25 protein-coding genes and 1 tRNA gene are annotated in these 24,268 nt (G+C 55.5%); 17 read left to right on the top strand and 9 right to left on the bottom strand.

Annotated elements, in window-relative coordinates; genetic code table 11:
- Window positions 1–64: 64 nt before the first annotated feature.
- Window positions 65–814 (bottom strand): SDR family oxidoreductase, encoded by a 750-nt coding sequence (locus tag ACR0A1_RS19735; RefSeq protein ID WP_170395947.1) that lies wholly within the window; start codon window positions 812–814, stop codon window positions 65–67.
- Window positions 815–932: 118 nt separating this feature from the next.
- Here ACR0A1_RS19735 and ACR0A1_RS19730 point away from each other — a divergent pair, with 118 nt between their 5' ends.
- From ACR0A1_RS19730 to ACR0A1_RS19715, 4 genes are all read left to right on the top strand, one after another.
- Window positions 933–1,811, top strand: a complete 879-nt coding sequence (locus ACR0A1_RS19730) for a LysR substrate-binding domain-containing protein (RefSeq protein WP_480868936.1) — start codon at window positions 933–935, stop codon at window positions 1,809–1,811.
- Between the two features lie 236 nt (window positions 1,812–2,047).
- A complete protein-coding gene (locus ACR0A1_RS19725; RefSeq protein WP_170423836.1) occupies window positions 2,048–3,622 on the top strand; it encodes a lysine--tRNA ligase in 1,575 nt (524 codons plus the stop codon).
- Between the two features lie 48 nt (window positions 3,623–3,670).
- The gene (locus tag ACR0A1_RS19720; RefSeq protein ID WP_480868934.1) at window positions 3,671–4,072 is read left to right on the top strand and encodes a DUF4864 domain-containing protein; all 402 of its coding nucleotides are present in this window, start codon (window positions 3,671–3,673) and stop codon (window positions 4,070–4,072) included.
- Window positions 4,073–4,208: 136 nt separating this feature from the next.
- Window positions 4,209–6,494 (top strand): glycosyl hydrolase family 28-related protein, encoded by a 2,286-nt coding sequence (locus ACR0A1_RS19715; RefSeq protein ID WP_480868932.1) that lies wholly within the window; start codon window positions 4,209–4,211, stop codon window positions 6,492–6,494.
- Between the two features lie 38 nt (window positions 6,495–6,532).
- Here ACR0A1_RS19715 and ACR0A1_RS19710 read toward each other — a convergent pair whose 3' ends face one another.
- Entirely contained in the window at window positions 6,533–7,195 is a 663-nt protein-coding gene (locus tag ACR0A1_RS19710; RefSeq protein ID WP_170396100.1) for a hypothetical protein, read from the bottom strand.
- A 155-nt stretch (window positions 7,196–7,350) separates the two neighbouring features.
- Here ACR0A1_RS19710 and ACR0A1_RS19705 point away from each other — a divergent pair, with 155 nt between their 5' ends.
- The 3 genes from ACR0A1_RS19705 (at window position 7,351) to ACR0A1_RS19695 (ending at window position 8,666) form a co-directional block, all read left to right on the top strand.
- Window positions 7,351–7,677 carry an antibiotic biosynthesis monooxygenase family protein gene (locus ACR0A1_RS19705; protein ID WP_170395957.1) on the top strand — a complete coding sequence of 109 codons (327 nt, stop codon included), beginning with the start codon at window positions 7,351–7,353 and terminating at the stop codon, window positions 7,675–7,677.
- A gap of 65 nt (window positions 7,678–7,742) precedes the next feature.
- Window positions 7,743–8,150 (top strand): universal stress protein, encoded by a 408-nt coding sequence (locus tag ACR0A1_RS19700; RefSeq protein ID WP_170395959.1) that lies wholly within the window; start codon window positions 7,743–7,745, stop codon window positions 8,148–8,150.
- A gap of 72 nt (window positions 8,151–8,222) precedes the next feature.
- Window positions 8,223–8,666, top strand: a complete 444-nt coding sequence (locus ACR0A1_RS19695) for an excalibur calcium-binding domain-containing protein (RefSeq protein WP_480868930.1) — start codon at window positions 8,223–8,225, stop codon at window positions 8,664–8,666.
- Between the two features lie 66 nt (window positions 8,667–8,732).
- On the opposite strand, the gene ACR0A1_RS19690 is transcribed toward ACR0A1_RS19695, so the two are convergent.
- Window positions 8,733–8,966 (bottom strand): aspartate aminotransferase, encoded by a 234-nt coding sequence (locus ACR0A1_RS19690; RefSeq protein WP_480868928.1) that lies wholly within the window; start codon window positions 8,964–8,966, stop codon window positions 8,733–8,735.
- Window positions 8,967–9,063: 97 nt separating this feature from the next.
- Between ACR0A1_RS19690 and ACR0A1_RS19685 the strand changes: the two genes are divergently transcribed.
- A complete protein-coding gene (locus tag ACR0A1_RS19685; protein ID WP_170423840.1) occupies window positions 9,064–9,417 on the top strand; it encodes an MmcQ/YjbR family DNA-binding protein in 354 nt (117 codons plus the stop codon).
- Between the two features lie 5 nt (window positions 9,418–9,422).
- Here ACR0A1_RS19685 and ACR0A1_RS19680 read toward each other — a convergent pair whose 3' ends face one another.
- A complete protein-coding gene (locus tag ACR0A1_RS19680) occupies window positions 9,423–10,130 on the bottom strand; it encodes an ORF6N domain-containing protein (protein WP_170512946.1) in 708 nt (235 codons plus the stop codon).
- Window positions 10,131–10,344: 214 nt separating this feature from the next.
- Between ACR0A1_RS19680 and ACR0A1_RS19675 the strand changes: the two genes are divergently transcribed.
- Window positions 10,345–10,422: transfer RNA gene (locus ACR0A1_RS19675), tRNA-Arg, on the top strand.
- A 102-nt stretch (window positions 10,423–10,524) separates the two neighbouring features.
- Here ACR0A1_RS19675 and ACR0A1_RS19670 read toward each other — a convergent pair.
- Both ACR0A1_RS19670 and ACR0A1_RS19665 read right to left on the bottom strand, forming a co-directional pair.
- Window positions 10,525–11,007: a GNAT family N-acetyltransferase gene (locus ACR0A1_RS19670; protein ID WP_480868926.1), complete on the bottom strand. Its 483-nt coding sequence runs from the start codon at window positions 11,005–11,007 to the stop codon at window positions 10,525–10,527.
- 13 nt (window positions 11,008–11,020) lie between these two features.
- On the bottom strand, window positions 11,021–11,332 hold the full coding sequence (locus ACR0A1_RS19665; protein WP_170544393.1) for an ETC complex I subunit: 312 nt from the start codon (window positions 11,330–11,332) through the stop codon (window positions 11,021–11,023).
- Window positions 11,333–11,486: 154 nt separating this feature from the next.
- Between ACR0A1_RS19665 and ACR0A1_RS19660 the strand changes: the two genes are divergently transcribed.
- The 3 genes from ACR0A1_RS19660 (at window position 11,487) to ACR0A1_RS19650 (ending at window position 14,954) form a co-directional block, all read left to right on the top strand.
- Window positions 11,487–11,957 carry an SRPBCC family protein gene (locus ACR0A1_RS19660; protein WP_170647074.1) on the top strand — a complete coding sequence of 157 codons (471 nt, stop codon included), beginning with the start codon at window positions 11,487–11,489 and terminating at the stop codon, window positions 11,955–11,957.
- A 77-nt stretch (window positions 11,958–12,034) separates the two neighbouring features.
- Window positions 12,035–14,221: an excinuclease ABC subunit UvrB gene (gene uvrB / locus ACR0A1_RS19655; protein WP_170664073.1), complete on the top strand. Its 2,187-nt coding sequence runs from the start codon at window positions 12,035–12,037 to the stop codon at window positions 14,219–14,221.
- A 52-nt stretch (window positions 14,222–14,273) separates the two neighbouring features.
- Window positions 14,274–14,954 (top strand): hypothetical protein, encoded by a 681-nt coding sequence (locus tag ACR0A1_RS19650; protein WP_170566446.1) that lies wholly within the window; start codon window positions 14,274–14,276, stop codon window positions 14,952–14,954.
- Window positions 14,955–15,068: 114 nt separating this feature from the next.
- Here the strand turns inward: ACR0A1_RS19650 and ACR0A1_RS19645 are convergent, their stop codons facing one another.
- On the bottom strand, window positions 15,069–15,311 hold the full coding sequence (locus ACR0A1_RS19645; RefSeq protein ID WP_170408258.1) for a TFIIB-type zinc ribbon-containing protein: 243 nt from the start codon (window positions 15,309–15,311) through the stop codon (window positions 15,069–15,071).
- A 440-nt stretch (window positions 15,312–15,751) separates the two neighbouring features.
- Here ACR0A1_RS19645 and ACR0A1_RS19640 point away from each other — a divergent pair, with 440 nt between their 5' ends.
- Window positions 15,752–16,087, top strand: coding sequence for a hypothetical protein (locus tag ACR0A1_RS19640; protein WP_170514092.1), 336 nt, complete (start codon window positions 15,752–15,754; stop codon window positions 16,085–16,087).
- Between the two features lie 111 nt (window positions 16,088–16,198).
- On the opposite strand, the gene ACR0A1_RS19635 is transcribed toward ACR0A1_RS19640, so the two are convergent.
- A complete protein-coding gene (locus ACR0A1_RS19635; RefSeq protein ID WP_480707198.1) occupies window positions 16,199–17,203 on the bottom strand; it encodes an AraC family transcriptional regulator in 1,005 nt (334 codons plus the stop codon).
- A 139-nt stretch (window positions 17,204–17,342) separates the two neighbouring features.
- Between ACR0A1_RS19635 and ACR0A1_RS19630 the strand changes: the two genes are divergently transcribed.
- The 4 genes from ACR0A1_RS19630 to ACR0A1_RS19615 are packed head-to-tail and all read left to right on the top strand — an operon-like array spanning window position 17,343 to window position 21,999.
- The gene (locus tag ACR0A1_RS19630) at window positions 17,343–18,740 is read left to right on the top strand and encodes an amidohydrolase family protein (protein WP_480772041.1); all 1,398 of its coding nucleotides are present in this window, start codon (window positions 17,343–17,345) and stop codon (window positions 18,738–18,740) included.
- Between the two features lie 26 nt (window positions 18,741–18,766).
- Complete coding sequence (locus ACR0A1_RS19625) at window positions 18,767–19,531, top strand: DUF3299 domain-containing protein (protein WP_480772042.1); 765 nt, start codon at window positions 18,767–18,769, stop codon at window positions 19,529–19,531.
- Window positions 19,528–20,706 carry a carbohydrate porin gene (locus tag ACR0A1_RS19620; RefSeq protein ID WP_170408876.1) on the top strand — a complete coding sequence of 393 codons (1,179 nt, stop codon included), beginning with the start codon at window positions 19,528–19,530 and terminating at the stop codon, window positions 20,704–20,706. The genes ACR0A1_RS19625 and ACR0A1_RS19620 overlap by 4 nt, the downstream gene beginning before the upstream one ends.
- A gap of 51 nt (window positions 20,707–20,757) precedes the next feature.
- Window positions 20,758–21,999 (top strand): dipeptidase, encoded by a 1,242-nt coding sequence (locus ACR0A1_RS19615; protein WP_170626120.1) that lies wholly within the window; start codon window positions 20,758–20,760, stop codon window positions 21,997–21,999.
- 197 nt (window positions 22,000–22,196) lie between these two features.
- On the opposite strand, the gene ACR0A1_RS19610 is transcribed toward ACR0A1_RS19615, so the two are convergent.
- A complete protein-coding gene (locus ACR0A1_RS19610; protein ID WP_170818646.1) occupies window positions 22,197–24,041 on the bottom strand; it encodes a DUF3604 domain-containing protein in 1,845 nt (614 codons plus the stop codon).
- Window positions 24,042–24,268 lie beyond the last annotated feature (227 nt).

The following is a 24,268-nucleotide window of genomic DNA, read 5'->3' as shown; positions in this document are numbered from 1 at the left end:
GCCTCCCGATCTGTGTCAAGGATTTCATCGAGGGCCGCGAAAATCACGCTTCACCGCCTCTTTGCTATCGCACCGCCCGGTTCATCCCGCCGTCGGACAGTATACTCTGACCGTTGATATACCGGGCTGCATCGCTGGCGAGAAACACGCAAGCTTGTCCAATTTCTTCGAACGTTGCGGGCCGCTGAGCGGGGATTTCCCGGCGAGCCTGTTCGGACAGGTTCACGTTTTCGCAGAACCCCGGCAGCAGGTTGTTCATGCGAATGTTGTGCCGTGCATATCGGTCCCCGTAAAGCTTTGAGAAACTATGCAATGCCCCACGCAGCATGCTCATGGGATAGGGCGCACGTGGTTCGATTGTGTTCATGGATGAGATATTTACGAATGCGCCACCGCCTTGTTCGATCAGAATTGGCGTGACGATACGGGCGATCTTGACGACATTTAGCACATACATGTCCAGACTTTCGTGCCATAACTCGTCGCTGAGTTCCAATAGCGGTCCGTCAAAGTCAGGATCGAAACCGACGGTTTTGATGGCTTCAGGCACCGTTCCACCGTGACCCATATTACTGACGATTGCATCAATCCGTCCATATTTGCTCATGGTGTCGTCGACCATCGCTTGCAAATCATCGACATCTAATACAGAGCCGCGACGGCCAATGCCCTCAAGTTCCTCAGCTAATTCAACCGAGCGGTTGGACGGAGACATAAGCGAAACCTTATAGCCGGCTTTCGCCATTTCAATGGCACAACCCCGGCCAATTCCCTGTCCTGTACCTGTCATCAAAGCAACTTTGGTATCGGGCATGGTATGTCCTTTCTTTGGGCGCACAGTGTGTGAGGTTTATTGATCTGTGGTCAGTGTAACTGCCGGAAACAAAGCAGACCTATCGAGTTTTTGGGGCAATGCTGTTAGGTTTTCTCACATGCCGGAGAACCTTAGACATCTACGTGCCCTTCAGGCCTTTGATGAAACCGCAACCCACTCCAGCCTGACCAAGGCAGCGGATGTTCTGAACGTCACCCACGGGGCGATCAGTCGGCAAATTAAGCTGCTGGAACTGCATCTTGGCGTAACGCTTTTTCATCGCCGCCCAAATGGGGTTGAACTGACCAGTGCCGGGGAGCTTCTGCATCAATCGACGCGCGGGGCATTTTCGGCGTTGCAACTGGGCGTGATGGAGGTGAAGCGGCTGCATCACCGCCAGTCGATTACGGTGTCGTTGTCAACATCGCTGGCGCTTAAATGGCTTGTCCCGTTGCTCAGTTCATTTCAGCAAGAACATCCGAGTATCGCGTTGCTGCTGGACACAAATGATCGATTTGCGGATTTTGATGCGTCTGAGGTCGATGTCGCCCTGCGGTTCGGGGAACCCGGTTGGGACGGGCTCTATCATGAGCAGATAAGACAAGAGGACCTGATTGTTGTAGCAGCGCCATCCCTTGTTGGTAAAACCCGACTGCCGATGCCCGCCGAGAATGTGGCTGATCTTCCACTCTTGCATGATGCCTACAACGTCGGGTGGGAAAGCTGGGCTGCGCAGGTCGGGCTGGGCGCTGACCGGATCAATTCGCAGAGCATCAAGTACGTGGACAGCGCGGTTCTGTTGGAGGCTGCGATTGACGGGCAAGGTGTAGCGTTGGCAAGACATCTCTTGGCGGAGAGGGATTTGAAACTTGGTCGCTTGATCCGCCTCGATGAAAGCCGGGTTCCATTGGATCGGGGGCTCTACTTCGTCTGCCGCCCCGGCGATCAGGAACGGGTCACCGTGAGAATTTTCAGGAAATGGCTTATGTCGATTTAATCTTTTGCCTTGCTTGCAAATCCGCGAGAGCGATCAACAGACTACGTTTTTCAGAATGCGGCAATGCTCTGTGCTGCGGACACTTGTAACCAAGACCAGATATGGATTGCACGCCGTTCATGCTCATAGAGGCATGAAAATCACCACCCTTTATTGACTCATACTGCACCTGCACAATAACAGGGGCCGGTCCGGGCGCATGGGGTGTCTGGCACGTTTCCCGATGGAGTATCCAAATGTCTGACCTGCGTGAAACCGCGATGACGTCCAAGGCGTGGCCGTTTGAAGAGGCGCGGCGGTTGCTCAAACGGTATAAGCAGGGTGCTCCGGAGAAGGGATATGTGCTGTTTGAGACGGGCTATGGCCCCTCGGGTCTGCCGCATATTGGTACCTTTGGCGAGGTCGCGCGGACCACGATGGTCAAGCGCGCGTTTGAGGCGCTGTCGGATATCCCCACCAAGCTGATCTGTTTCTCGGACGATCTGGATGGGATGCGGAAAGTGCCCAGCAATGTGCCGAACCCCGAGGCGCTGCAGGATTATCTGCAATGTCCGCTGACCTCGGTGCCGGACCCGTTTGGCGAATATGACAGCTTTGGTGAGCATAACAATGCGATGCTGCGCCGGTTCCTCGATACTTTCGGGTTCGAGTATGAGTTCTATTCGGCGCGCGAGTTTTACCGCTCGGGCCAGTTCGACGAGATCCTGAAGCGCGCCGTTGAGAAGTATGACGACGTGATGGCCATCATGCTGAAAAGCCTGCGGGAAGAACGTCAGCAGACCTATTCGATCTTCCTGCCGATCCATCCCGAGACCGGGCGGGTTCTGTATGTGCCGATGAAGAAGGTTTGCGCCGATACCTACACTGTCACCTTCGATGACGAGGATGGCAAGGAATGGACGCTGCCCGTGACTGGCGGCAATGTGAAGCTGCAGTGGAAGCCTGATTTTGGCGCGCGCTGGGCCGCTTTGGGTGTTGATTTCGAGATGTATGGCAAGGAACATGCCACCAACGAAAAGATCTATGACGCGATCTGCCGGGCTTTGGGAGGTCGTGCGCCTGAGCATTTCTCGTATGAACTGTTCCTCGATGAGAACGGGCAGAAGATATCAAAGTCCTCGGGCAATGGCGTGTCGATCGACGAATGGCTGACCTATGCACCGACCGAGTCGCTGGCCTATTTCATGTATCAGAAGCCCAAAACGGCGAAGCGGATGCATTTCGATGTGATCCCAAAGGCGTATGATGAATATCATCAACAGTTGCGGGCCTATCCGGGACAGGACCTGAAGGCTCAGCTGAATAATCCCGTCTGGCATATCCATGGTGGCGACGTTCCGGAATCCACCCTGATGGTTCCGTTTGCGATGCTGTTGAACCTGGCGTCCGTGTCTGGGGCCGAGGACAAGGAGGCGCTGTGGGGCTTTATCCGCCGTTATGCGCCCGAGGCCACTGCCGAGACCCATCCCGATCTGGATCAGGCGGCGGGCTTTGCAGTGAGGTACTTCAACGATTTCGTCAAGCCGACGCGCCAGCATCGCGCGCCGACGGATCAGGAGCGTGAGGCGCTGGAAGCATTGAGGGCGGCCTTGGAAGCCTATGACGGGCCGATGGAAGACGAGGCACTGCAATCGGTGGTCTATTCCATCGGGCGTGAGCGGTTCGATCCGATGCGCGGCTGGTTCACGGCACTTTACGAAGTGCTGCTGGGGGCCTCGCAAGGACCTCGGTTTGGTGGGTTCATCGCGCTTTATGGCGTGCCGGAGACGATTGCTCTGATCGACAAGGCGCTGGCCGGGGAATTGGTCTGATTTGACCTGATCCAGTGTGGGGCTACCCTTGCATCAGGAGGTGGCCCCATGCGTCGACTATTGCTTGCTGTATCCCTGAGTGCCGGACTGGCATCCGGAGCTTTTGCTCAGAGTGACGAGATTGAGGCCAATATCTCGGCGCAGATTCAGGCCTTCAAGGCGGATGACTTTGCCACCGCCTTCACCTTTGCCAGCCCCAATATCCAGCGGCTGTTCGGCGATCCGGAGAATTTCGGGACCATGGTGCGCCGCGGCTATCCTATGGTCTGGCGGCCTGCGGATGTGAGGTTTCTGGAGCTGCGCGAGATTGGCGGAGCCCTGTGGCAGAAGGTCATGATCACTGATGGTGACGGACGGGTGCATCTGCTGGACTACCAGATGATCCAGCAGGAAAACGGCTGGAAGATCAACGGTGTACAGTTGCTGGGCAATTCTGACCCGGCGGCCTGAGGCAACACCACCGTCACGGTGGTAAGAGCCGCGCTTAATTCCTTTTCGATACTCAGACCCATGCGTTTGGGCTCAGGGCCCGGACGTGATCGGGTTTTGGCGCGCGTGCTTGGCGCGATTGGGAAAGGGATTTTACATGAACAAGGCAATCACCGACGGCATCGTGTTCATGCCGCCCGCCTATGCGGCTGGTCTTGGGGTCTGGTCCAGTGGCGACGGCACGCCGGGCTCTCCGACCTATGAGGGGTCGGGCACGGGGGTGTTCGTTCCGGCGGATGCGGATTTCGCAGGCTGTCTGGAGATTTATAAGACGGCAGAACCGCAGCGGCTGCGCTATATGGGGCAAACACCTTTGTTGCCGGGCTGCTATCTGCAGATCAAGGCGCGGGTGAAGGCGATCAGCGGGCCGCTTCCCGAGGTGCGGATTGCCGGCTGGGCCGGAGGAGCCGGAGATGCGCATGTGGACGGATTGGCCGAGCAGGGTCCGGCGGTGCAGCTGACCGGCTATGGCACTGTGCATGAGGTGACGGCCATCGTGGGCACAGGCCTGCGGCCCGGCGTGGACATGCCCTGGGGCAATGCGGTGCTTTATGGCCATTTTGGATTGGATATCGAAGGCACCAACGGTGCGGTGGTGCGGGTGGATGATATCGAGATCACCGATGTGACCTCGGTCTTCCTGCGCGATTTGATTGGTCTGGTCGACGTGCGTGATTTTGGGGCAGTCGGGGATGGTGTCACCGATGACTCGGCAGCGTTTGAGGCAGCGGATCAGGCAGCGAATGGGCGCAAGGTTTATATTCCGCGAGGAGTGTTCCGGCTGGAAGAGAACACCAACATGGCGTCCGAGGTCTCGTTTGACGGGACCGTCACGATGCCGGTCGACAAGATGCTGCTGCTGACCAAGAATTTCGATCTGCCCACCTATATCACCGCCTTTGGTGATGAAATGCTGGCGTTTAAAAAGGCGTTTCAGGCGTTGCTGAACAGCTCGGACCATGAATCGCTGGATCTGGGCGGGCGCAAGATCGCAGTAACCGAGCCCATCGATATGGCGGCAGCAGTGCCGAACCGGACGGGCTATGCCACCCGTCGAGTGGTGCGCAACGGGCAGTTTGACGTCAAAAGTAGCTCGAATTGGGATACCGAGACCTTCACCTCGATCGCGACCTACAGCCCGTCTGATCCTGATACGCTGACCAACGTGGCCAATGTGGCGAATATACCGGTGGGTTCGCTGGTCACCGGCAGCGGGGTCGGGCGTGAGGTTTATGTGCGGTCGAAAAACGAAAGCACCGGTGAAATCACGCTGAGTGCGCCGACTTATGATGCCGCAGGGACGCAGACCTTCACCTTCACATCGTTCAAGTACCTGCTAGATTTCAGCGGTTTCAGTGCGCTGCAGAAGTTCAACATGGAAGGGATCGAGTTCCAGTGTAACGGTCGGTGCAGCGCGATCCGGCTGTCTCCGGGCGGGAACACTTTTGTACTGAAAGACTGTTTCATCAGTCGCCCGAAGGACCGGGGTATCACATCAATCGGGCGCGGATGTCAGGGGATGCTGATCGATGGCTGTCAGTTCCTATCGACCGAGGAAAGTCTGGACGTGCCGGACCGAAGCTCAATCGCGCTGAACGCCAATGCCAACGACGTCAAGCTGCGCCACAACCGGGCCACGCGGTTCCATCATTTCGCGGTGCTGAGCGGCGACAACAATCTGGTGCTGGGCAACCACTTCTTCCAGGGCGACAACGTCGCGAACGGGGTGCGCAACGCCGGGTTGGTGATCATCGGCGGCTATAACAGTTCGTCCATCGCCGAGAACTATGTCGATAACTGTTTTATCGAATGGACCAACGAGCACGATGCCAACCCGGATTACTTCACCAGCTTCTCGTTCAGCGCGCTGAGCATCACGGATAACATCTTTTATGCCAGCGATGTTGCCCCCTGGTTCAGCTATCTGGTGATCCGCCCCCATGGCACAGGGCATTTCTTGAACGGGCTGACCGTCACCGGCAACAAGTTCCGTGTCAACAACGTGCGGATCGACCGAGTGGACCGGGTCGATACCAGTTTTGCCGATCTCGACCCGGAAAGGCACAAGAGGGTGTGTTTCGAGAACAATACGTTTCACGGCATCGATACGCCTTGCGCCAATCCATTGCGGCTGCAGCACACGCAAAGCTCACCGTCATCAGCCTGGACCGTCAGTTCGCAGGGCCAATTGCCGTTCGGGGGCAGGGCGCGCGGGTGTGATGCGGTTGTTGCCCTGGGAAGCCTCAGGACATCGTTGAATGCGGTGCGCTATACCGCGCCAAATGTCGAGTTGCGACAGGGATCGGGCCAGAGCGATATCCGCCTGCGCTGGTCCGAAGGCTTGCGTGGTGCGGTTTCGACCATTCTGCGGATTGATACCTGATTGATGCGGTGGGCCGCCTGAATGTAGGCGGCCCATCTTTAATAGCTGCGCCACAATCCAAATTTGATCCCGATGTTATCATCAGCCGAATTGCGCTCGGCACCCAGAATCCAGGTGAGTCTGCCCGTCTTTGGGCGATACATCAGCGAAGGTCGCACCCTCCAGTACCATGGTCGGTCCGAAACATAAGAAGTTTCGATCTGCAGGAGCGGGTCAAACCGTCGACCCGAGGACAGACCGGCCGTGAAATCCAATTTGCGGATCACTGCCTCATGGGTGCGGTTTTCGAGCGCTGCGTCGACATTGATCCATCCACCTCCCAATCCGGTTTGAATGCTTTTGCCGTATGAAAGTGTTGCTTTGTACATTGCCCAACTACTGTACTGGCGATGGTGCGCGCCAACGCCGAACTCGGCCGCCAGACGCCCTGCTGACCCCATGTCTGCAACCGGCACGCGTGCAAAGACCAGCGCGTGCCCATACAAATCCTGATGCTCCTCGGCATCCAGTCCGATCGTGAGTTTCGGCCGCAATCCCCACTCGGTATAAAGCGAGGTTTTGTACTTGTAGACGTCTTCCTCTTTGAAAGCGGTCACAGATAACGCGGTGAAGCTTGACCCCTTCTCGCGGAGCCACGCACCGGACCATGCCGGAGTGCACACCATAAAAAGCAGCGGAATGACGAGAACCAGACGAGCCATGGGGGCAGCATCGGCAGACATGGTTAAAGGATGGTTAGTTTCTTGTTCATCTTTGAGAAAGATTTTTTGATCCAAAAACATTGTCTATGTGCAGGAAAAGGGTGGCGTTTTCAAAAGCTGTGCTAGGCTCGGGTCAGCTATAAAGGAGGAGCCTTATGCCGCAGATTTCCAAAACCAACAGCTATCAGACTGTCATCACCACCTTCGAGATGACCCCCGGAACCTGCCAGGACCTTCTTGAGGCGCTGACCGATGCGTATGCCGAGTTCATTTCGAAACAGCCAGGTTTCATTTCAGCCGGATTGCATGTGAATGATGCCCAGACGCGGATTGCCAATTATTCACAATGGGAGCGTCGGGAGGATTTCCTGGCGATGTTGCGCACACCGGAAATGCGAGAGCGGAATCGCAGGGTTAACGAGCTGTGCAAGAGCTTTGAACCCGTGATGTACGACGTCGCCGAGACATTCGGTGAGACCTGATCTGAGTCAATGCACGGCCACCACCGGTCGCGCAGTATAGCGGCACAACTACGGAGGCGCGAGCCATGTATCATAACATTCTTGTTCCCATTTCCTTTGATGCCGAACGGGACAGCTCGGCAGCGTTGAAGCTGGCAGAACTACTGTCGACGCCCGAGGCTGCGGTTACGCTGCTGCATGTGGTAGAGCACATTCCGGATTATGCGATCTCGTACATGCCCGCCGAGTATCTGTCCGAAGCCCGCAAGGCCATCCAGACCGAGCTTGATGCTCTGGCGGCGCGCGTCCCGAATGCGAAGGGGCTGGTGGTTGAAGGCCATTCCGGGCGAACGATTCTGGACTGGGCCGAAGTGAATAAGCCTGACCTGATCATCTTGGCTTCGCACCGCCCGGGGATGCAGGACCTGTTGTTGGGTTCAACCGCGACCCATGTGGTGCGCCACGCCAAATGTGCCGTGCATGTGGTGCGATAAGGTCGAGCTTTTTCCAAGCCGACCCCGATTGCGGCCATGGCTTTGCCACATACCGCGTGTAAGACCTATGGCATGACAACCGGGAAACAAACGAAAGACACCGATCCGAACCCTCGTCTTACACGGCGGCAACGGCGGGCAGACGCGTTGCGCAGGCAGGCCCTGTCTCCGGTGCGTATTCTACTGATGGTGCTGGCCTTGCCCTTAACCACAGGAATGATCGCAATCGGTGTCTACCTGCGCGTTTCAGACTACGAACGTCATGAAGCGGTGATCCATCTGATGGCACTGGCCGGGTGTGATGCTGTGGAGATGCTGGGATTCGGGCCTTTTCGCGAAGGAAGGCCCGGATATCATAAGCGCAATGACCCCGATGGCGATGGTGTCGCCTGTGGCTCGTTTGCCTTGCAGAAACCACGCAATGTCGCGATGCCGGGAGATATCCAAGCCAATCCCCGGAATCTTCAGACCCCGAAACAGCGCACTGTCGGAACGGCAAAGTTTTTGAAGCCTTGAATCGGTGGGGGGCGAAATCTTGAAAAGATTTCGGGGCGCTTTCTTTTCAAGAAAGCGTTGCGTGGCTCAGGTGAGCCAACGCACGGGTGCGCGGTTGCAGAAGATTACGATCTGGCCCGAGTTTTCCGCCACTTGATAACCGCGACGATTGATTTCGGCCATAAAACGCTCCATCCCGGCAAATCGCTCTATATCGCGCGCCTTGCGACGGATTACGCCACCTTGCTGCACCGCCTTTGAGGCGAATAGATCACTGAGCCAGACCTCAGGCGAGAGGGGAGAATTGCAGTTATACATCATCTATGATTTGGCGCAGCTAGGTTAATGCCGGGTAAAGAAAGTTGCGCCCGCAAAGCGGGTCTTGCCTTGTCCTGACCAGAGCGCCACAGTCGCCGCGATGACTCGTGATGAATTCAATGCCTTTTGCTCGGACCTCAAAGCCACCAGCCATGTCGTGCAGTGGGGCAACGCAGATGTCTGGAAAGTAGGCGGCAAAGTCTTTGCCATCTGTGGTTGGAACGACGGAAAGGATGCGTTTACCTTCAAGGCTACCGATCTTGCCTTTGAGGTCCTCGGAGATGAGCCAGGTATCCGCCCAGCGCCCTATCTGGCATCGCGAGGTATGAAATGGCTGCAGGTTTACGATGAACGTGGCATGAGCGACGCGTCGCTGCGAGATCATATTGTAATCTCATACGATCTGGTCGTAGCTAAGCTGACCAGAAAGGCGCGGGCAGAGCTGGGCCTTTAAGGCGGTCAGTCTTTCATGGCGTGCAGCAGCTCAAGCAGTTTTTTCCGGTCATCATCGTCGGCATAGTCTCCGCGGGCCAGCCGTTCGGCGATGCTGAGGCGCAGACGGTCACGTTGTGTGCGAACCTCTTCGCCCGCCGTTTCCGCGAGGGTCTTCATGATCACTGCCACCGCCTGCTGCCGTTTGGTGGTGGGATTGGCGATGTAGTCCACAAGGCTTTGCTGTCCGGAATCAAGGATGTTTTCTGCCAGATCACGCAGTTGATCCCCATTTGGAAGCAACGGCGTAGGGGCATTTTGCGGTGGCAGAATCTCAGGCGGGTTGCGCGGGGTTTCCGCTAGCGCATTGGTGCCGTCAACAAAGGCTTCGGTGATCATCCGCGTGATCCTGATCGCGCGCGGATCTTTAAACAAAGTCGAGGCAATAGCTACGCCGTAGTCGGTATAGACCCACGGATTGACCCGTCGGCCACCGCGGCCTTCGGGTTTTGAGATCACATTCTGTGATTGCAAATCCGCGACCTCTGCGTCGGAAAGCTGAAAGCGGTAGCCTTCGAACAGATCCTTATTGCGCGAGACGGCCTGATTGAAGGCGCTGACGGATTTTCCGTAAAACTGCGCCAGATCTTCTGCCAGAACCACGCGTACACCGCGCACCCGATGAATGGCGTTTTGGACCTCTTGAGGGCTGGGCAGGTTTTCCGGGTTCGTCATCATATCCGTTTGGAATCACAATTTGTGATTTCAAACGTGACGCAGGGCGCGCTGGGCTGCAAGTTTGAACTGCAGGTAGGTTCGATGTCTCTTGCCGAGAGGTCTGCCAGATTCGGCCAATACCCTGATGGAAATAACCTTTTTGAAAGAACAAGCTTGCCCCCTATCAAGTTGACAATCCTAATGGATTGACTGATACAAACGGAACAAGACCGGGCCGTTAGCTCAGCTGGATTAGAGCAGGGAACTTCTAATTCTCAGGTCGGGGGTTCGAGTCCTCCACGGCTCGCCATTTTTTCAGATGTTTTTCGAAACGGGGCAAGGGTACGGCCCTTATATCTGAATTCAAAGCGGTCGGTCAGACTGCACCAAGCGGGTGCATTCAGCTTTTCCCTCAGCGTTTTGGGCTGGACGTAAGGTCCAACCGCATAAACGCGCTGTTTGGATCGGCGTCATAGCCGTAGATCGGACCGCAATAGGAATATCCCAATGTTTCATATAGCTTGCGTGCTGCGTCATATTCCGAGAGATGATTTGCGCCAGTTTCCAGGACAAGTGCGGAAACGCCCTCGGCTCGGGCCAGATCGGCAAGATGGTTCATGATCACACGCGCCAATCCTCGGCCGCGCGCAGCAGCAACCACGTGCACCGATTTAACTTCGGCAGTGCCATCCGGCAGCGCCTTAAGCGCACCACAACCCAAGGGCTTACCCGCCTCATAAATAGCCCAAAAGCGAATGCCCGGCTCGCGCAGGGCATCAATGTCCAGCGTATGATTTGAGGTTTGCGGTGTCGCGCCCCAGCTATGGGCGAGATGCGCTTGAATGATCGGGCGCAGATCCTTGGCGCCGGGGTCTGCTTGGCGGATGTCGATCATTCACAGGGCCTTGTCAGTGGGTCCAGGGAGCGCGCCGGTCAGTGGCGAAATTCTCACCATAGCCGCGCGCCCGCAGGTTCGGCTTGCGCTTGTGCGGCTCGCTTACCTGCGCGTCGATGCCGTTGTCTTTGGCATAGTCCAGCGCCTCTTCCTTGCTATCGAACTTCAGACGCACCTGCGTTTGGGTGTCATTGGACGAGGTCCAGCCCATCAGCGGATCGACCTCACGCGCAGAAGCCGGGGCGTATTCCAGAACCCATTTGCGGGTTTTGGCCATCCCCGAGGTCATCGCGTTTCGCGAAGGCTGGTAAATCCGTGCGCGCATGTCGCCTCTCCCTACTCACTTGGCTGAAGCTGTTTATGCGTCAGAGCGCGCGCCGGGACAAGATGACAATTGTCGCGGGTCGCATGGACTGCCTAATGACAGGTATTGTCATTAGTTCGGGGTAGAAAGCGCGCAGACTTATAAGGACAGCAGGATGCTTCACCAAGAACGCCACCTCGACATCAACGCCCGACCCAATGAGATTTGGGCCATCCTCCGCCGCTTTATGCATATCGATGAGTTTGCCCCGCAGGTGACATCGGTTGATGCTTTGACTGCCGGATCGGATGGTGTTGGGTCACAGCGCCGGTGTCACTTCGCGAACGGCACATCATTGGTCGAAGAGGTGACGGATTGGCAGGTTGACCGCGGCTACACCGTGCGGTTGTCGCAGATGGCGATGCCTCTGCGCGAAGCACAGGCGGCGATTGCCATCACACGGCTGTCCGACACGCGCAGCCGTGTTATCTGGAGTATGGATTTTCGTATGAAATATGGACCGTTGGGCTGGTTAATGGGACAAACCCTGTTGAAGATCATGATGGGCCGCGTGCTGGCCGAGAACCTGTCGGCCTTGGCGGCGAAGGTTCAAACGCACCCCGACGCCCAACCCCGGACCGCTTAGCTGAAAATGAATCCAGATCAGCCCTTGCAGATGGACAAAATAAGAACAAATGTAGGGGCCTGACCCGGAGCCCGCCCATGCCTTATGCCCATTCCGACAAGACTCAACTGACCGCAGACGACGTGCGCGCGCGCCTGAAACTGGAGGGCGGCAAGGAGTTCGTCATGCACACCGAGTTCGCCCCGGCTGGCGACCAGCCGACGGCGATCAAAGAGCTGGCAGGCGGTGTGAATGATGGTGAGCGAGATCAGGTCCTGCTGGGTGCGACCGGGACGGGCAAGACCTTCACCATGGCCAAGGTGATTGAAGAAACGCAGCGGCCTGCGATCATCCTGGCGCCAAATAAGACGCTGGCAGCGCAGCTGTACGGGGAATTCAAGGGCTTCTTCCCAGAGAACTCGGTCGAGTATTTCGTTTCCTACTACGACTATTACCAGCCAGAAGCCTATGTGCCGCGGTCGGACACGTACATCGAGAAAGAATCGCAGATCAACGAACAGATCGACCGGATGCGCCACTCGGCCACGCGGGCGCTGCTGGAACGCGATGACGTGATCATCGTCGCCTCGGTCTCGTGCATCTACGGTATCGGTTCGGTCGAGACCTATGGAGCGATGACACAGGATCTGAAGGTGGGTCATGAGTATGACCAGAGGCAGGTGATGGCTGATCTGGTTGCCCAACAGTACCGCCGCAACGATCAGGCTTTCCAGCGCGGGTCCTTCCGGGTGCGTGGCGATTCCCTGGAAATCTGGCCGGCCCACCTTGAGGACCGTGCTTGGAAATTCTCGTTCTTCGGCGAGGAACTGGAAACCATCACCGAGTTCGACCCGCTGACCGGCGAACGCGCGGCAACGATGGAGCAGGTGCGGGTCTATGCGAATTCGCACTACGTCACGCCGAAGCCAACGATGAATCAAGCGATCATTGGGATCAAAAAGGAACTCCGCATCCGGTTGGACCAGCTGGTTGGCGAGGGCAAGCTGCTGGAAGCTCAAAGGCTGGAACAGCGTACGAACTTCGATCTGGAAATGCTTGAGGCCACCGGCGTTTGTAACGGGATCGAGAACTACTCACGCTACCTCACGGGCCGTGCGCCGGGCGAACCGCCGCCAACCCTGTTCGAATTCATTCCGGACAACGCGATTGTCTTCGCCGACGAGTCCCATGTCAGTGTCCCGCAGATCGGCGGCATGTACCGTGGCGACTATCGGCGCAAGTTCACGCTGGCCGAACACGGGTTCCGCCTGCCGTCCTGCATGGACAATCGACCTTTGAAGTTCGAGGAATGGGACGCAATGCGCCCGCAATCCGTCTTTGTCTCGGCCACCCCGGCGAAGTGGGAGATCGAACAGACCGGCGGTGTCTTCACCGAACAGGTCATCCGCCCCACCGGCCTCTTGGACCCCGAGGTCGAAATCCGCCCGGTGTCGATGCAGGTGGACGACCTGCTGGACGAGGTGCGCAAGGTGGCCGCCAACGGATTCCGCACGCTGGTGACAACGCTGACCAAACGCATGGCCGAGGACCTGACCGAATACTTGCACGAGCAGGGCATCAAAGTCCGCTACATGCATTCGGATATCGATACGCTGGAACGCATCGAAATCCTGCGCGACCTTCGCTTGGGGGCCTTCGACGTACTGGTCGGCATCAACCTGCTGCGCGAAGGATTGGATATCCCCGAATGCGGGCTGGTCGCCATTCTGGACGCGGATAAAGAGGGTTTCCTGCGCTCGGAAACATCCCTGATTCAGACCATCGGCCGTGCTGCGCGGAACGCGGATGGCCGGGTGATCATGTATGCCGACAAGATCACCGGCTCGATGGAGCGCGCCTTGGGCGAAACCAACCGCCGCCGCGCCAAACAGCTCGCCTATAACGAAGAACACGGCATCACGCCTGAGACCGTGAAGAAGAACGTCGAGGACGTTCTGGCCGGTCTCTACGAAGGCGATGTCGACATGAACCGCGTCACCGCCACCATCGACAAACCGATGCACGGCGCGAATTTGGAGGCTCACCTGGACGGGTTGCGTGACCAAATGCGCAAAGCCGCCGAGAACCTGGAATTCGAAGAGGCCGCCAACATCCGGGATGAGATCAAGCGTCTGGAAGCGGTCGATCTGGCCGTCGCCGACGACCCCATGGCGCGCCAATGGGCGGTAGAGAAAGCCTCGGAAGACGCCGTGAAATCGCGCGGGAGGTCAACGGCTGGCAGGCCGGGGCAAAGGGGCGGAAATGTGAAGCGGCGGAAGCGGTAGACAAGACAGCTTCTCTGTATAGTATGCCCAATAAATCGCCGGAGAATTCAACTTGGACGAGTTTTTCACTCAAGTGATTTCATCATTTGGAGTATTAGGGCTTATTATTGTCGCTATCTTTGCTGGTGTTGTCTGGATACTTGCGCACGCGTCTGCCGAGCAGGGCACTTCAGTCTCGGTTCTATGGGGTCTTGTTGCTTACACGAAGTCTTCTAAAGCTTCGAAGATCGAAGCCCATGCATCAAAGCCTGTTGTCAGCGCTGAGCCGGAGATGCTCCCCCCACGGCCTCATCAGCAGGACGTAAGCGAGACTCAAGATTATCAAAAGGGAAAGTCACTTGAATTAGTCGTCGAACCTGGCGACCCCCGCTTTGGTCGAAATGGTTACGCTGTCTTTTCGAAAGCTTGGGGCAAGGGAGTTCTTGATGCCTTGGAGGGATATACAAGTTTGCAAAAGAGTGAAGAAATCAATAAACTTGTCGACACTCATTTTTGCAAATTAACCGGTGAAATCATTGACTTGGATAACCTATCCCTCAAACTGACGACGAAAGACGGCCTTGCCATAGTCATGACGGATAATTGGGAAGAGAGTGCGGCCAATACTCTTGAAATCCTTCATATTGGTGATCGAGTGGAAGTTATTGCCAAGATTTCTCCGTCTCCTAATGGCCTTAGTAACGCCATTTTTAATGGCGCTGTTGCCATTAAGCGTATTGTCAAGTCAGGTTAAGGCTGGGCTCATCCTTCGAGATTTTTTAGCAAGCGCAGGATGGGTGCTCGCACCCATCTCACCCGTGACCATACAACAACCGATAAAACCCTCTCAGATCACGGTGCCAACGTCTTAGAAGTCAAACAGCTCATCCAGAAAGCCGCCGCGTTTCTTCTTTTTACGGTATCCGTGATCAGATCGGTCATCATAACCCCGCTGCGGCGGTGGCGGCGGCGTATGGTCGGCAGAGCGATCGATGATCTTGTCCAGCTCTCCACGGTCCAGCCACACGCCACGACATTGCGGACAATAATCAATCTCGACCCCGCTCCGCTCGGTGATTACCAGCTGAGTTCCATCAATCGGACATTGCATCAGACGCTCTCCTTTTTCTGTCCTGAACAGATGGGAGCGCGCGCAGGGATTTTCACCCCACTGCGACCGCACGTCCCGCTATGGGCAAAGCTATAGGGCAGAGTTGGCCCGGTCCCGCGCTGCCCCCTTCAGCATTGGAATTCACAAATTGAGGTTCCAAATGGCTGCCATGATGAACCCTAAGAAATTTCTCAGCAGCTGATGGGCGCATAGACCCATTGTCTCTGTCTTCGAGCCCTCAATGCTGGGTTGGATACTCCCCAAAACGCGATGGAAATGTGCTTAGGGCTCACCTCAAAACGCAGGCGAAACCCAAACGTGAATTGGTCTAACGAGATGCGTGCAACGAGACCGCAGAACGACCCGAGTTTGGACAAAATTCCGCCCAGAATCGTCAATAGCCGCCGCAGTGCAACAGATCGAATACAGATTGGAAATCAATGAAAAAGGCAGCTCTTCTTCTTGCCCTATTGCCAGCAGCCGCAGTTGCTGAGGAGCGGGTGTTTGAATGTGAGGCACCGGATGCGGAACACCCGGAAATGGCCGCTCGGCTTGTGAAGTATGATGGCCAGCAAAAGGGCCACATCACGATCGGGGATATCGACAAGGATGTGGATGTGTTTCCCGGTCTCGACACCCTGACCTATCTGTATGTCGGTGAGGATTACACGCTGAATTACAACGTTCACCCTGAGAAGGGCACGTTCGACTACTCTGCCTCGGGCAGCAAGTCAGGATGGGGCAAGGGAACGTGCGTAGAGACCACGGGCCAATAATGGCGTTCGAATAGAATGGTTTAAGGCGCGGTCGGGACGGCAGTCTGGTCGCGCCTTTGCTTTTGTTCCGAGATCAAGTTCGCACAGCTGATCCAAGCATTTGCAACATAATTACGAGCCAAGGCGGAACTTGGTCGGTGTCATTCCGGTCTGGCCCCTGAAAAAGCGTGTGAAATGGGATTTGTCGGAGTAGCCGAGCATTAGACCGATCTCAGCTATTGTCATTTTGTCTTCTCCGAGGTGTTCCTTGGCGACATCGACACGCAGCCGTTTGATTTCGCGGGGCAGCGTTGTGCCTTGCTGCTGAAGCGCCTTAAGAAACCGTTCCGGCTGTATTCCCAACAACCCGGCCACAACCTCTGGTCCCAAATCGGTTTCATCCAGCTTATCGCGTAAAACAGATCGCAAAGCAGCTACTACGGTTACTTCTTCATCTTGTCGCGGTGAGGCGATGGGCTTGGCAGAGCCCTCAGAGACATGGTGCAAAAACAACCATTCTACAGGGAAACTAATCTGCATTCCGGGATCGGTCCCAAGGCCGACCTCGATCCCCTTGTAGTCGATAGGCAGACCGTTGATGTATCTGCTTTCCCATCGCACACGCGAAGAATCCCAGGCATCTCCGACGACGGTCTGCAATAGGCGTACATAGATTGCGGCACCAAAACCGGTCACCTGAATCGGCGGTACAGTAGGCTCTTGTTGTCTTTCGATTCGATAAGTCGCTTTGTCCGCTTCTACGACAAGGCTGTGTCGCACAGAATTGGATTCCTGCGGTACAAGCCCCACGAAACGGGTAAAGAACTCGAACAGCGTCTTTGTCGATTGCAGGGCCTGAGCGAACGGAGGCCACTCTTGCAGGTCAAACGTCTCCCCTACTTTCAGTCCAAGGTATCGATCTCCTGACACTTCTGAGAAGGCGTTTACCAAACCGTAGACCAACTCTGAGTGCACGAACACGGCTGGGTCAGACAACAGTCCGGCTTTCAGGCCGACCTGATCCAATGCTGGTTGCGGATTGATCTTACGTTCGGTGAGATATTGCAGGAACGGAGCAGCTAAGGAGAGGCGAATAAAGCCCTCGCTATGCTCTTGAGAGGTGGAGTTGAAAGGCAAGCTCGTCACCCTCGTTTGGATTAGTTTTACAATGTGGCCATTTTTGCGATCACATTCGAACATTCTAATTCAAAAATGGCAACCGAGCCAAGTTTTTCCGGACTACAGTTTGCAAAACACGAATATGAAGGGAGTACTTATGTCCGGCCTACGAATGTCCCTTTGCTCGACGGTAATTGTCGCTGCAGCTCTTTCTTTTTCAACGTCCGCGCATGCTCAGGATCAAGAAGAACCTCAAACGTTGTTTACCAACGTGCATGTCTTCGATGGCGTGAATGAACAGCGTATCGAGAATGCCAGCGTATTGGTCGAGGGTAATCTGATTAAGGCCGTATCAACCGAAGCGATCGATGCCCCCAACGCCACGGTCATTGACGGAGAGGGACGGACACTGACCCCCGGGTTTATTGAACTGCACGCGCACCTCATGCTGATGGGGCCGACGTTACCTGCGATGGAGGCTAACACTACGTGGGAGGATTTTGCCATACACGGTGCGCGGATGGCCGAGATGTATTTGATGCAGGGCTTCACCACAGTCAGGGATGCGGGTGGCGCCAATGGCGGGTTACGTCGCGCAATTGACGCAGGCCAAATTGACGGCCCGCGTTACTTTCCATCTGGTGCATTTATCGGAACGCGGGGTGGTCACGCTGACTTTGCGAATTTCACCGCACCGCCCGGGTCTGAAACAAACATGAGCAGGCTGAACTTGGCGCAGGAAATTAGCGGTGTTGATGACGTTTACAAGTTCGCACGCAACAATTTCCGCATGGGCGCGACGCAGTTGAAGTTCATGCAATCTGGTGGCGTCGTATCGGCCTTCGATCCGTGGCAGTTGCTGGCTGGATCGCCTGAGGAAATCAAAGCTGCGGTGCAGGTGGCAAACGAGTATGGCAGCTATGTCATGGCGCATTCCTATCGGAAGGAAGCAATCCTGAGCGCGCTAGATGCGGGTGTGATGTCGATCGAACATGGCTTCTCGTTTGACTGTGAAATTGCCCAAGTCATGAACGAAAAAGGGGCATACATTACCACCAACCTGACGGCCTTCGATCCCGGATTGCTAGATATTCCGGCAGTGGCAAATGTCCCGTCGAGTCTTGCTAAGGCAAAATCCGCCTCGGCCACATTTGCGGGCTACATCGACAATATGAAGGAATGCCCGGTGAAGCGAGGGTTCCAGACCGACTGTGTTGGTTCGGTCGAGGCATGCAATATCCAGATTGCCTACGAGAAGCACCTGAACAATGAGTTTTTTGGACCCTACACGTCGATGGTGACGTTGACATCGACGGGTGGTGAGGTGGTCGCTTTGTCAGGTGACTTTATGAACCCGTATACCGCCGGAAAACTGGGCGTTATCGAGGAAGGAGCTTATGCGGATATCCTGCTCATCGATGGTAACCCACTTGAAGACTTCTCGGTTGTTGGCACGGGTGATCAATGGTTCGGTGCCGACCCGAGGCCTGAAAGCCCAGATACGATCCGCCTGATCATGAAGGACGGCGTCATCTATAAAAACACACTGGATTGACCAGTCTGAACAGCCGGAGAGTATTTATGCGACATTGCTTCCGCTCCGTAGTATTCGCAGGGTTGGTTTGGTGTGCTCATCCTGTCATTGCGACGCCAGGAACCGCGTTAGACTGGTCTGACCTGCCTGACCCGTCCGCGCAGGTCTTTGAAGACCCCTATCGCGAACTTAGCGCTGAACAATTCGACGATGTCCTTTACGTCGTACGACTGCGCGGCAGATTGCAGCGGGAATCTGGTAGCGATGAAGAAAGGCAGAAATGGCAAGAGCTTCTGACCGAGACTGAGGATGCCTTGGTGGCAGATGGTATTGATGTCGACTGGCTACTCGATCAGCGAGAGGTCGTAACAGAACGTCGAAGAAAGGCTGGTACAAACGGAAATCCGCAATTCGACGGTCAAACAATCACACTCGCGGGCTTTGCCATTCCCGCTCCGAGTGATCCGGACGGGCGACCTGTCGCGTATCTGGTGCCGGAACGCGGGATGTGCAGTCACATGCCTCCACCTCCGCCCAACCAAATGATCCGTGTACGGCTGAACGGCGACTGGACGCCCAGCTATTTCCACGAACCCGTTCGGCTGACGGGCACGCTGACTATCGATCCTTCTGTTCAGAATATGATGGTTGTGGACGGCCTCATGCCTATGAATGCGACTTTCCAGTTGGAGACGGAACGCGTCGAAACTCTGGAAACTGAAGCAGACAGGCTGGAATGGAAGCAGCGCGCCGCCGATCGCATCCGGGCGGCGGGAGATCGCAAGACCAGCGGGGCAAGGGCATCTGAATGATAAGACTTCTGTTTGCCGCATTAAGTATTGCCTTTGCTGGCGCAGCGTCGGCCCAAGGACTGTCAGGGCCATCTTCGGTCGAAGCTGATCTAGAGCCCGGCGATGGGCTAACCGATCCGCAATACCGTTCCGATTTTCCACGCAACATCGCACCAGGTTGGTTTCAGTGGAAAGACCGACTGGCCGAGGACGGTTTTCGCTTCAATATTGATTACCTGGCATTGGGCCAATCCACGAATGCTGATCTGGGAACCGGCGAAGCGGCAAGCGGTATTGCGCGTTTTTACGGCAGTTGGCAGGCAACTGAACGCGGCTCTTTGACATTCAAGATCGAAGACCGGCACAGTTACACCGATGTTGCCCCGCAATTCCTTGGGCTGGATGGCGGAGCACTTTCGATCACTGGGACAGCCTTCAACGATAATGGTTTGCTGCTGACCAATCTGTTCTGGACGCAAAGGGCCGAGAACGGCGCGTGGACACTGCAAGTCGGGCAGATTGATGTAACGGACTTTGTGGACATTTATGGGTTGGTCAGCCCATACAGCGGTTTCCAGAACCTGTCTTTCAATACCAACCCGACTATTAACACACCCAATCAAGGCCTTGGCATTGCCGGTGGAGTAAAGCTGAGCGAAAACTTCTACGCTGTTGCGAGCATCTCAGACGCAAACGCCGACCCGTCTGATCCAAACTTTGATGTGTTTAGCGATGGCAATCTCTTCAAGTCACTCGAGCTTGGTTACACCTCCGGCTTTGATCGCATCTACTTTGACAATATCCACCTGACCCTTTGGCACGCGGATGCAGCCGACGATGGCAGCCGCCCTGAAGATTATGGGGCTGCCTTCTCAGCGGCTTGGTTTGTTGGCAATAAATGGATGCCATTCTTCAGGGCAGGGGCCTCAAAAGGGACAGCGGCGCTTTATGATCGGTCCGTTTCTGCGGGTCTGGGATATTACGGTCGCAATACCGATCTGGCCGGGCTGGGACTGAACTGGGCCGAGGCAAGGGGCATAGACGGTGATCAGTTCACGCTCGAAGCATTCTATCGTTTTTCAATATCACCCGGGCTGCAGATCACGCCATCACTGCAGTTCATTTCTGACCCGCTGCTGAACCCCACGCAGGATAGCATTATGCTGTTCGGTCTAAGAACTCGGATCGTTTTCTGAGATGGTTCGAGAGTGACAACCAAAAAGCAAAGTAGATTGGGAGGTTCGGACATGAAGACCTTGTTAGCCCTAGGTGCCATAGCGATTGCTATTGGGGGCGCATTGAACGCCAGCGAGGAAAGCAAGACTTGGGAAGCGTCAGATGAGGCGAAGCAATTTGTGCAGGACGCAATTGTCCTTGGCATGTTGGCCAGCCCCCACGGCACCGGCTGGACCGAAGACGAGCAGCTTCACACATACTTTGAGCGTGCTCGCGAGAACGGTATCACAGGGCACGAAATGACGCTGGCTGCTGCAGATATGTCTTTCGAAACCTTTCTGGATCAGCATTACCACTTCCGTGCGGCCATGGCGCAGCAACCGGAAAACTACCTGATTGTGAATGAAACCCGCGATATCGAAGCTGCCCATTTACAAGGCAAAACGGCGGTCATCTGGAACAGCCAAACGGCTACGATCCTGGACGGCGACCTTAAGAAGATGGCGGTGCTCAAGGATATGGGGATCAAGAGTATGATCCTGGCCTACAATGACATCTTCCGCACAGGTTCAGGACAATTGGCGGCCTACAACGGGCGCGATATTGGTCTGACCCCTTGGGGGAAGTCGGTCATCGATGAAATGGTGAGGTTCGGTATCCTGCTGGACCTGAGCCATACTGGCTCAAAAACGGCCAATGACGCAATGGACTACATGGATGAGACCTATCCCGGTGTGCCTTATGTTTACACGCACTCTGTCCCTGCTGGTCTTTACGCGAATGAACCGAATGCGACGCTACGCGGGTGTTATCGTGCCATTCCCGACGACGAGGCGCTGCGCGCGGCCAAATCGGGCGGCTACATTTCTCCGACCTTCACTGAATGGATGATGGACGGCGTCTGGCCTGAAGATATCTCACCCAAGCAGGCCGCTGACATGATCGACTATTACGTCCGACTTGTAGGAGTTGACCATGTCGGAATCGCAACGGATGACATGTTCTCACTTGAACTCGTCGTGCAGTGGGCGACTGACAATGCGAGTATGTACGATGATGGCGGCTACATGATCGACGCGTTCAACAAAGGGGCTACCGGCAACGGCGAACTCGCCAAAATCCTTGCGGCGATAACCGATGACCTTTGGGCGCGGGGCTATTCAAACGAGGACCTTGCAAAGATCTATGGCGGCAACAAGATGCGGGTTTATGCGCAAGTTTGGGAAGGCAAACCACCCGAACAATTCATGAAAGAATACCCTGAGCGTTTGCGCCTGAGGCAAGAACTTCGTGATGGATTCTATTCACGGTAACCGTCTGGAGCTTGCCTCTACCCTCCCAAAAAATGTGCCGTAAATTCTCGTCCGGTCCCAAAGCGGACGTTTTTACGATCGGTTGCGAATGACCGAGTTTAGCTCTTAGCGGACGTTCGCATGAACGGATTAGCCTAATGTTGCGGCGACCTGAACCGCCGGGCTTTTACAGCAACGACGTAGGTATTTGGTATATTTCACCCCCCGGGAGTATACCAAATTGGCGAAGTGTAAGCGCGTTCCTGTGTTGAGGTCGGCACTTCAGCAGGCAATTCGTCTCCGAACCGAACGGCATCGTAAATTGTCCACCTCGGTGTGGGAATTTCCAGGACGCGGGCGTAGTAGAAAGCCCGCACAGAAGGATCGAATTCGGGGTCTGTCCAAACAGTGATCAGCTCCGGGGATCCTATCGAATTGGTAAACGTACCCGTTGCAACATCCACGGTATTCCCCACCGCCGGTAGGTTGCCGTCCGCATCAGGTTCGCGGTCTCCCGACCATGCCACGTCATAAACCCGCTCTTCAGTGTCGCCGTTGGCATTTAACCAGCCTTTCACAATCTGAATACGGTCGAGATTGCCGGAAAACGGGTCTTTCAGGGCAGCAACCAGGAATGTCGGGGCGTCCGCGCCTTCTGTAGCGGTTGCGAGGTCCCCACCCATCGGAACGCCTTTTTCATATCCGACGTCGGCGGGCAAACGAGATTTTGCATCAGCTTCAGTAAAGTCCCAGCCACCAAAGAAGCGAACCGCGATGCGACTACCAGTCGTCCCATATACTTCTTTCCTCTCCATGGCATCGAATATTGCTTCGCGCGTGTTATCTTCTGCCCAGACTGCAGCGTAACCTGAGGCTGCCATTTCCCACCCAAGAATCCTTGTCGTATCGAACTCGCCAACGACATGCTGCCAACGGCCAGGTTCCGGTTCGACACCGGAGTGTTTGCCAAAGAAATTGTCTTCTTCCGCCGTTGCCAAAGCCGTATGGCTGTCGGTCGAGCCCACTACTCCGAACTTGTATGGATTGGTGCCGAGTTGAGCCTCTAGTTTAAGACCATTCTTCAAAGCCTCACGCGCGTATTCGTACTGAAGCATCCAGTCTTCTTTGGGTGTCGGACCCAGATTTGACTTATCCCAGGTTTCATAGTCCGCGAACTCATCGTTCGGGCTGAGAAACGGGTGGGTTTCTCCATCGCCCTTGATCTGGGTGATCTCATACATCGGCTCCCACTTGGCACGCCGCTCTGCGTAATCTTCTGTCAATGGTTCACCCGTTTCAGGGTTGGTCTCGACAGGAAACATCAGGCCATTGGAGACGTTACCGTTGTGGGCAAGGGCAAGCACACGGCCGCCGGTCTCTAGTTCATAAGTTTCCATCCAGTCCCACAAACGTTCGGGATTAAAAGTTTCTGCGGTTGTGAATGGCAGCATCTGCCGTGCGCGAATGGCATCATCTCGGTAGATCACGTTGCGGTGGAGGTTGTTGCCTCCTTCAGTGGACGTCCATTCGTACCCGATGAACGCAGTGAATGCGCCGGGGTCGTTGTGATGATCCGCAGTTTGCGTGAATTCGTCCCAAACGGATTGTACGAACCTGCGATCTGAAACAGCCTCGGGAAGAGCATCACCGGTTATACCCGCAAAGGTTTCTATGACCTCCATTGTTGCGCCGAGAGCAACATCTCCACCGGCATTAAGACGTTCGTTCCAGTCTCGAAGTGTTGGATCGCGCATCAGCGTAGAATTCCCTGCGACGATCTCATTCATGGCGCCCATGGCGTCCGAGTGATCGGATACGACAAGCCAGTCGAGGGGACGCGATAACTGCACCCGAAGGCCGTGCGACGTAGTGACTTCCTCACCGCGTGCAAATCTATAAGCATCGTCTGGGCTCAGGATGACGCCAAACCCCCGCGCGTCGAGCGAATTTGACGTGTGCAGGTGAGTGTCACCCCACAGAGGTCGTGTAGGAAAGTTTCGACCTGCATAAGGTGAGAAATCAGCAGGCGCGGGTTCACGCATATCATCAACTGATATGGTCATCTCTCCAACTTGCCCACCTTGAGCGGCCTCTTGAGCATGTGAAGAGCTTGTTATGAATGCTGCGGAAACTATTGCTGTTGATGTCGTCAGAAAAAACTTCATTTGAACCTCCCAGCCGAGCTGAATGCTAGCCCATGGCAACATCTGAGCTGGCTGTTCGTCAAGGAAAACAACAGTTTTTCTTAGTTTTGCACAAGGACCCCGGGGGAAGTTCGACCAAAATCGGA

It is taken from the genome of Ruegeria sp. D6 (genome assembly GCF_056534365.1).
Note: the sequence above shows the minus strand (reverse complement) of the source record. Positions and strands in the feature narration are given on the sequence as shown.

What these genes read in the sequence shown, in the direction of transcription:
- ACR0A1_RS19705 (WP_170395957.1), top strand. Translation starts at nt 7,351, where the DNA reads ATGCCGCAGATTTCCAAAACCAACAGCTATCAGACTGTCATCACCACC.
- ACR0A1_RS19710 (WP_170396100.1), bottom strand. Translation starts at nt 7,195, where the DNA reads ATGGCTCGTCTGGTTCTCGTCATTCCGCTGCTTTTTATGGTGTGCACT.
- ACR0A1_RS19700 (WP_170395959.1), top strand. Translation starts at nt 7,743, where the DNA reads ATGTATCATAACATTCTTGTTCCCATTTCCTTTGATGCCGAACGGGAC.
- ACR0A1_RS19645 (WP_170408258.1), bottom strand. Translation starts at nt 15,311, where the DNA reads ATGCAATGTCCGATTGATGGAACTCAGCTGGTAATCACCGAGCGGAGC.
- ACR0A1_RS19735 (WP_170395947.1), bottom strand. Translation starts at nt 814, where the DNA reads ATGCCCGATACCAAAGTTGCTTTGATGACAGGTACAGGACAGGGAATT.
- ACR0A1_RS19665 (WP_170544393.1), bottom strand. Translation starts at nt 11,332, where the DNA reads ATGCGCGCACGGATTTACCAGCCTTCGCGAAACGCGATGACCTCGGGG.
- ACR0A1_RS19690 (WP_480868928.1), bottom strand. Translation starts at nt 8,966, where the DNA reads ATGATGTATAACTGCAATTCTCCCCTCTCGCCTGAGGTCTGGCTCAGT.
- ACR0A1_RS19630 (WP_480772041.1), top strand. Translation starts at nt 17,343, where the DNA reads ATGTCCGGCCTACGAATGTCCCTTTGCTCGACGGTAATTGTCGCTGCA.
- ACR0A1_RS19725 (WP_170423836.1), top strand. Translation starts at nt 2,048, where the DNA reads ATGTCTGACCTGCGTGAAACCGCGATGACGTCCAAGGCGTGGCCGTTT.
- ACR0A1_RS19620 (WP_170408876.1), top strand. Translation starts at nt 19,528, where the DNA reads ATGATAAGACTTCTGTTTGCCGCATTAAGTATTGCCTTTGCTGGCGCA.
- ACR0A1_RS19730 (WP_480868936.1), top strand. Translation starts at nt 933, where the DNA reads ATGCCGGAGAACCTTAGACATCTACGTGCCCTTCAGGCCTTTGATGAA.
- ACR0A1_RS19625 (WP_480772042.1), top strand. Translation starts at nt 18,767, where the DNA reads ATGCGACATTGCTTCCGCTCCGTAGTATTCGCAGGGTTGGTTTGGTGT.
- ACR0A1_RS19660 (WP_170647074.1), top strand. Translation starts at nt 11,487, where the DNA reads ATGCTTCACCAAGAACGCCACCTCGACATCAACGCCCGACCCAATGAG.
- ACR0A1_RS19615 (WP_170626120.1), top strand. Translation starts at nt 20,758, where the DNA reads ATGAAGACCTTGTTAGCCCTAGGTGCCATAGCGATTGCTATTGGGGGC.
- ACR0A1_RS19680 (WP_170512946.1), bottom strand. Translation starts at nt 10,130, where the DNA reads ATGACGAACCCGGAAAACCTGCCCAGCCCTCAAGAGGTCCAAAACGCC.
- ACR0A1_RS19670 (WP_480868926.1), bottom strand. Translation starts at nt 11,007, where the DNA reads ATGATCGACATCCGCCAAGCAGACCCCGGCGCCAAGGATCTGCGCCCG.
- ACR0A1_RS19715 (WP_480868932.1), top strand. Translation starts at nt 4,209, where the DNA reads ATGAACAAGGCAATCACCGACGGCATCGTGTTCATGCCGCCCGCCTAT.
- ACR0A1_RS19610 (WP_170818646.1), bottom strand. Translation starts at nt 24,041, where the DNA reads ATGACCATATCAGTTGATGATATGCGTGAACCCGCGCCTGCTGATTTC.
- ACR0A1_RS19685 (WP_170423840.1), top strand. Translation starts at nt 9,064, where the DNA reads ATGACTCGTGATGAATTCAATGCCTTTTGCTCGGACCTCAAAGCCACC.
- ACR0A1_RS19720 (WP_480868934.1), top strand. Translation starts at nt 3,671, where the DNA reads ATGCGTCGACTATTGCTTGCTGTATCCCTGAGTGCCGGACTGGCATCC.
- ACR0A1_RS19695 (WP_480868930.1), top strand. Translation starts at nt 8,223, where the DNA reads ATGACAACCGGGAAACAAACGAAAGACACCGATCCGAACCCTCGTCTT.
- ACR0A1_RS19640 (WP_170514092.1), top strand. Translation starts at nt 15,752, where the DNA reads ATGAAAAAGGCAGCTCTTCTTCTTGCCCTATTGCCAGCAGCCGCAGTT.
- uvrB (WP_170664073.1), top strand. Translation starts at nt 12,035, where the DNA reads ATGCCTTATGCCCATTCCGACAAGACTCAACTGACCGCAGACGACGTG.